This is a genomic window from 'Camptotheca acuminata' phytoplasma, assembly GCF_041276565.1.
GTDB lineage: Bacteria > Bacillota_I > Bacilli_A > Acholeplasmatales > Acholeplasmataceae > Phytoplasma.
The window spans coordinates 1-5,888 of the sequence record NZ_JBGGGR010000020.1 but is presented as its reverse complement, the minus strand read 5'-3'; the positions used below and the strand labels follow the sequence as shown (position 1 = coordinate 5,888).

8 protein-coding genes are annotated in these 5,888 nt (G+C 17.7%); 4 read left to right on the top strand and 4 right to left on the bottom strand.

From position 1 onward, the window contains the following. From AB6A63_RS01620 to AB6A63_RS01605, 4 genes are all read right to left on the bottom strand, one after another. Positions 1-769 (bottom strand): hypothetical protein (locus AB6A63_RS01620; RefSeq protein WP_370430950.1); only part of this gene is annotated, 769 nt, incomplete at its 3' end. 1,557 nt (positions 770-2,326) lie between these two features. Next, positions 2,327-2,503, bottom strand: a complete 177-nt coding sequence (locus AB6A63_RS01615; protein WP_370430949.1) for a hypothetical protein — start codon at positions 2,501-2,503, stop codon at positions 2,327-2,329. Between the two features lie 30 nt (positions 2,504-2,533). Continuing rightward, positions 2,534-2,707 (bottom strand): hypothetical protein, encoded by a 174-nt coding sequence (locus AB6A63_RS01610; RefSeq protein WP_370430948.1) that lies wholly within the window; start codon positions 2,705-2,707, stop codon positions 2,534-2,536. A gap of 893 nt (positions 2,708-3,600) precedes the next feature. Next, positions 3,601-3,921, bottom strand: coding sequence for a hypothetical protein (locus AB6A63_RS01605; RefSeq protein WP_370430947.1), 321 nt, complete (start codon positions 3,919-3,921; stop codon positions 3,601-3,603). A 165-nt stretch (positions 3,922-4,086) separates the two neighbouring features. Here AB6A63_RS01605 and AB6A63_RS01600 point away from each other — a divergent pair, with 165 nt between their 5' ends. The 4 genes from AB6A63_RS01600 to AB6A63_RS01585 all read left to right on the top strand — a co-directional run bounded on the left by AB6A63_RS01600 (position 4,087) and on the right by AB6A63_RS01585 (position 5,689). Next, complete coding sequence (locus AB6A63_RS01600; RefSeq protein WP_370430946.1) at positions 4,087-4,452, top strand: hypothetical protein; 366 nt, start codon at positions 4,087-4,089, stop codon at positions 4,450-4,452. Positions 4,453-4,602: 150 nt separating this feature from the next. Continuing rightward, entirely contained in the window at positions 4,603-5,226 is a 624-nt protein-coding gene (locus AB6A63_RS01595) for a hypothetical protein (RefSeq protein ID WP_370430945.1), read from the top strand. Beyond that, positions 5,207-5,347 carry a hypothetical protein gene (locus AB6A63_RS01590; RefSeq protein ID WP_370430944.1) on the top strand — a complete coding sequence of 47 codons (141 nt, stop codon included), beginning with the start codon at positions 5,207-5,209 and terminating at the stop codon, positions 5,345-5,347. Before AB6A63_RS01595 ends, AB6A63_RS01590 begins: the two co-directional genes overlap by 20 nt. A gap of 99 nt (positions 5,348-5,446) precedes the next feature. Further along, positions 5,447-5,689 (top strand): hypothetical protein, encoded by a 243-nt coding sequence (locus tag AB6A63_RS01585; RefSeq protein WP_370430943.1) that lies wholly within the window; start codon positions 5,447-5,449, stop codon positions 5,687-5,689. The last annotated feature ends 199 nt before the right edge of the window (positions 5,690-5,888 follow it).

Genomic DNA, 5,888 nt, shown 5'->3' with positions numbered 1-5,888 from the left:
TTTCAGAAGTTGTTAATTTTGTTTGTGTTTTACTTAATTCAGTTTGAACTGTTTTTATCTCTTCATCTTTTTTATTTAAATTATTTTCAGAAGTTGTTAATTTTGTTTGTGTTTCTCTTAATTGGGTTTCAGAAATTGTTAATTTTGTTTGTGTTTTACTTAATTGATTTTGAGTGGTTGTTAATTTAGGTTTTATGTCATTGAGTTCACTTTGAATATTGTTTAATTCATTATTTTTTGTATTTAAATTTTCTTCAATTTTTTCTAATTTTGTTTTTATTTTGTTAAATTTATTTTGAGTAGTTTTTAATTCTTCTTCTTTTTTTTCTAAATTTTCTTCAGCAGTTTGCCATTGAGTTTTTGCGTTATCTAATGCATTTTCGAAAATGGTTAATGTTTCGTCTTTTTTTTCTAAATTTTTTTCAGCATCTTTTAATTTTTTTTTGACTTCATTTAATTCAGTTTGGAATTTGGTTAATTCTTTGACTTGTATAATTAATTGGTTTTGGGCGTTCAATAATAAAACCCCATTTTGGTCTAAATTGTGTTGGAGTTCTTCCATTTTATTTCCACTATCTTTTAAATAACCTACTAATTTACAAATATATTTACTTTTAAAATATAATTTATTATGCTTTTGTTTTAAAGCTTCTAAAAAATGATTCGTTAATAAATATTGGTCGTTTCCACGAATTGCTTCGATTTCTTTTAATGGATCGTATTTATCAGGAGAAGTTACTTGTTCTAAAGCTTCTTCGACTTCACTCATTTTATTTATGATTTTATATTTTGAAATATTATTTTTAATTGGAACGTTAAATATAAAAATATAAAAAATAAATATTGATAATGTTAATAAGAATAAAAAACTTTTTAAAAAAATTTTTATTTTTGTTTTGTTTATAAACATTTATTATATAAATTTCTAATTAATATATAAAAAATTAAATTATTATGATTTTAATTATTTTTTTTGATTTACAAAATAATTTTTTTAAAATCATGAAAAATATAATAAAAAAATTATTTTTTATACATTTTATTATATTTTTTGTTTAATGTTTTTATTATTAAAATTTAAATTTTTGAAAGTTAAATAGAATTTTATTTTTTTAATATTAAAAAAATAATTCGACCGAATGTTATTATTTGGTTAATATTTTTGTGAAAAAAGAAAAAGAAAATTTCATAATTTCATATTATTAATCAAATTTTTATTCTTTAAATCGAATTATTTTTACTTCTCTTTATTTTAATTTTTTTTTGAGATAATCGGTTTCTTTTAAGAAATTTAAAATTTTCTGCAAACGATTAAATATTTATTATTTATTTTTGAATTTTAATAAAATTTGAAATGAAAATTTTATTAAAAGATTAGAATTTACATATTAAAAATAATTTCATTTTTTTTTATTATAATTTGTTTTTTTAAAAAAATATTGATATTTGTTTGGTTTAAAAGAACATATATTTTTATAAAATATGATCTATTTTCAAATAATATAAAAAATATATTTTTTTTGATTATAAAAAGATATATTCAAAATTTCAATATTTTTCTTTTTTTAAAAAAATTAATAAAATTAATATTTTTAAAATATATTAACAAAATAAATTTTTTTTGTGTAATATATAATCACATAATAAAAAATAATTAATTTGAACTGTATTATTTTAATACGAACATTCTCATATAAAATTATATCATAAATTAATTTAACTAATTATTTATTTTTTAAAAAAAGATGTCTTTATTAGTAGTTTTGATAAACTTTTTATTATGTTTTTTTTATGACCAGAAAGAAATTATGATTTAGATTTAAAATAATCCAAAATTAACATGAATCTTATAGGATTTCGTTTTAGTTCAAAAACTATAAACTATTAAAAATATGATTTAGGTTTAATATTATTTAATAATTTGGTTCTTTTTTGATGAAATATTTTAAATTTAAACTTTTTTTATAAACCAAAATTTATTTTATTAATTATAATAATTTTCGTAATAAATATGAGAATTATAAATAAATTTTTAAACTGTAAAATAAATCTTCTTAATTTCCAAAAATCATTTCGAGAGCGATATTTTTTTTTCTTTAATTGACGTTGATATTTTTTCATATTGTTATTTTTTTATTATGATTTAAAAATTTTTTGTAAACGTTGAAAAATAATGAATGCACCTTTTTTTCAACATCAGGATGCAGAAGGTTTTTAAAATAATCACAAATTTTTAAATGTAATAAGAAATGTTCTAATAAATCACAATAAACTAAATTTTTACCTTTTTGATAATCAAAAGTAAAATTTTTAGCATATTCATGAGTTAGATAAATCTTCTTTTTTTATATTCCATGATATGATGTATTTCTAAACCTTCATTTGATCTTTTGATGTCATGATTAGTTTCCGTAAAAGAAAAATTTAAAAAATAATTTCCTGGAACTTCTCCATATTTTGTTTTCAAAAAATCAACTAATTGGTCATAGGTCAAAAGCATCATTTTTTCAATATCTGTTATTGGTTTTTCTTTTTATAAATTATCTAAAATATTAGAAATATCTTCTAAATGTTTTAATAAATTTTTTAATTTAAAATTAGGGATCAAAATAAATTTACATTGAAATATTTTTTTAATTTTTTTTAATTCGTAATATATTGAGTGATAAAAATGAATTTGTTGCAACCAGTCGTTGATTTTTAACATATAATCGTTTGATATATTTTTGATTTGAATTTTTTGATAAATTTTAATACAAAAAAATAAAACTATTGTATATATGATAAAAGTTGTAAAAGTCATTGTTTTTAAATTGAATATATTTATTTTTTAATAATGGTAATTATATCAAATAAAAATAAATATAGTTTATTAAAAAATAACAAAAAAACAATATATCTTCATGAAAAAAAATATAAATATTTTAATATCTAAACCGAAACCTTAAAAATATTATCTTAAGTATGATTGGTCACGAATATTTAGTGGTAATAAAAATAATTTACCTTCAACAACAAAAAACTTTTGTATAAAATTCCATAAGTCAAACAAAAACCTTGTCGAATACATGAAGAATCGTTAACTTCAAAAAGAAATATTTATTAACGTTTGGAATAAACAGATTAATACAAAATTGAAATTAATTTTTTTAGGCTTTTAAATAACTAAATAATAATAATTTTTTATTTTATTTAGATCGAAGTATTTTTAAAAATAATCAATTTATTCCTACTTTTTATATATATTTCATAAAGAAATTTTTTTAAAAAAAAAAAAAAACAAGTTTAATGTTTCTCCACTGTCCGACTTGTTTTTAAAAAAAATAAAGATAAATTATTTATAAAAAAATAATTTTTCAAATAAAATCTTTCCAAAGTAAGATTTTTTTAATTAAAAAATTTCAAAAAAATACAAAAAGGCCTAAATACAAATGATTATGATACAAAAAATTTTCTTAAAAAATTAAAAAAATGGTTGAATTTCATTTTTTCTTTTTTTTGAAATCAAATTTATGAAATTATTTTTATTTTATAAATTTGATTATTTAAGTAATTTTATATTTTTATGATAATTAAAACGTTATAACAAATAATTTTTGTCTATTGTTCTTTTGGTTTAGGATCCCCTTTGTAGTCGAAATTAATCTCATCAATTACTTGTCCTGTTAAAGGGTTAAATATTTTTTGTTTTAATTTTAAAAAACGTCTATAATTACTATAAGTTGTTTCTTTTACTTTTTTATTATTTGAATTAAATTCAGTTTTATCTTTGCGGCATAAGTATTTGTTATCAATAAATCCGTAATCCATAGAATCGTTATATTGGGTTGGCGATTCATCATATGTTGATACGGTTTTTTTAATTTGTATGTTGTTATTATCTTTTTTTATTTTTGTTACTAAATATTTATTATTTTCCATTTTGTGTTCGTATTTGCTTGTTCCTGTTTGTTTACTTGATTAAAGTTTTAAAGGTACTTTTGGAATTTCTTTTTAGTGATTAAAAAAGTATCTTTTTTTTAAAATTTTATAAAAATTTAAAATTTTAAATGTTTATAAAACAATTTTAAAAGAAAGGTATTGAATATGTCTTTTCAATATTCAAAAGACGCTTATGACAACGTCAATAAGTGGAATAAACAATTTGCTTTTTTTCTTGGTATAGCTTTGGTTTTTGTTTTAGTTTTAATTAAATTTAATATTATTGCTTTAAATAAAGAAAAAATGAATTCTTTTCGTGATTCTCAAATTGAGTTAAATTTACCAATTGAAGACGCAACACATATTAATAAAGTTTTTTCTGCTTATAAAAAAGCTAAACCAGATTTAACAATTTTAGAAAGTGATATTTTAAAAGTAGAATTAACATCTGATAATTCTAAAGTTCGTATTGTTCATAAAAATAATATTGATAATTTTTCTTTGCCTATTGAAGTAAAATTAAGAAAATAAAATTTTTTAATTTTATTTTCATAAAGGAGGTTTTTAATGTCTTTTAAAGAACTACTTACCTATATTGGTATTGGTGTAATTGCTGCTGCTGGTTTATGGTTTTTTGGTTTTATTGTTATAAAATAATTTATTTATATAAAAGGAATTTCAATGAAGTTTAAAATTATTGATTTTCTTTTTGTTTTTTTTATTTTCAATTTATTTTTTTATTTTTGCGGTTTTATTTCTTATACTCCTTCGTTTTTTAATTTATTTAAATTTAATAATGAACCAACTTTTACTGAACCCGAAAAAGAAAATGAAAATTTAAAAGAAAATGAAAATTTAAAAGAAAAAGAAAATGAAAATTTAAAAGAAAAAGAAAATGAAATTTCTTATTCTTCTTTAAAAGAATTAAGCGATACACGACAACAACAACTTTTAAATAATGAAAAATATATTTTAGAAATTCAAAACCAATTAAATGAAGAAAAAAATAAATTAACGATTCAACAAGATTTAAAAAACCTCAACGAGGTTTTAATTACTGATAAACAAAAATTAAATGATTCTATTATTAATTTAAATAATCAAATCCAAGATTTATTTATTAGTGTTGAAACTTATAAAAATATGGAGGAATCTTTGAATAATAATATTTATGAATTAGAGAATAAAATAGCTAATTTAGATGATACACACCAACAATTAAGAGAAGATAAAATAAAATTATTGACTGAAATTGAAGATTTTAAAAAACAAATGAATAATTTAAATGAAAAAAATAGATTCTAACAAAATTAATAAAGATAGGTTAGAACAACAAATTAATAATTTTAAAGATGAAATTACTAATTTAAATAAACAAATTAGTTCTTTAAATACTAAAATTGTTAATTTAGAAAGAAATCGTTAATAACAATAATATTCAACAAGATACGCCACCGTCTCGTTGGGGTTGGAGACGTTTTTTTTTTAAAAAAAAAAAAAAAAATAATAAAAAAAGGTTTTTATTTTGAAAAAATATAATTCAGATGATTTATATATAAGTTCTTTTTATAAAGAGTCTTTAATTAGAAATTTTTATAATTTTTCGGAACTTTATAAAAAAAATAATTTATTTTTTAATGAAGAGTTAAATATTAAATCTCTTCAATTAGCTGCTTTAATTATTAAGTTAGATGAAAATTATTATTTATCTAAGGAAGAATATAATTTTATATTTGGACTTTTTTTGATTTGTTGGATGGTTGTTTAAATTGGATAAAGATTTTAAACTCTTGAAAAAAAAAGCGTGAGGTTTATATATTTTTTAATGGTTTAACAATTTTTTAATTAAAAAAAAAATTATGTTTTATGTATGTTTTTTTTTATTTTAGTTGAATTTAAAAATGGGGGTTATTATTTAAAATAATTGTCGTTTTTTTAAATAAGATTTAAAATATTTTTTTTAAAAA

Coding starts and splice junctions, on each gene's coding strand:
- AB6A63_RS01615 (WP_370430949.1), bottom strand. CDS start 2,503: ATGATGCTTTTGACCTATGACCAATTAGTTGATTTTTTGAAAACAAAA.
- AB6A63_RS01610 (WP_370430948.1), bottom strand. CDS start 2,707: ATGTTAAAAATCAACGACTGGTTGCAACAAATTCATTTTTATCACTCA.
- AB6A63_RS01605 (WP_370430947.1), bottom strand. CDS start 3,921: ATGGAAAATAATAAATATTTAGTAACAAAAATAAAAAAAGATAATAAC.
- AB6A63_RS01600 (WP_370430946.1), top strand. CDS start 4,087: ATGTCTTTTCAATATTCAAAAGACGCTTATGACAACGTCAATAAGTGG.
- AB6A63_RS01595 (WP_370430945.1), top strand. CDS start 4,603: ATGAAGTTTAAAATTATTGATTTTCTTTTTGTTTTTTTTATTTTCAAT.
- AB6A63_RS01590 (WP_370430944.1), top strand. CDS start 5,207: ATGAAAAAAATAGATTCTAACAAAATTAATAAAGATAGGTTAGAACAA.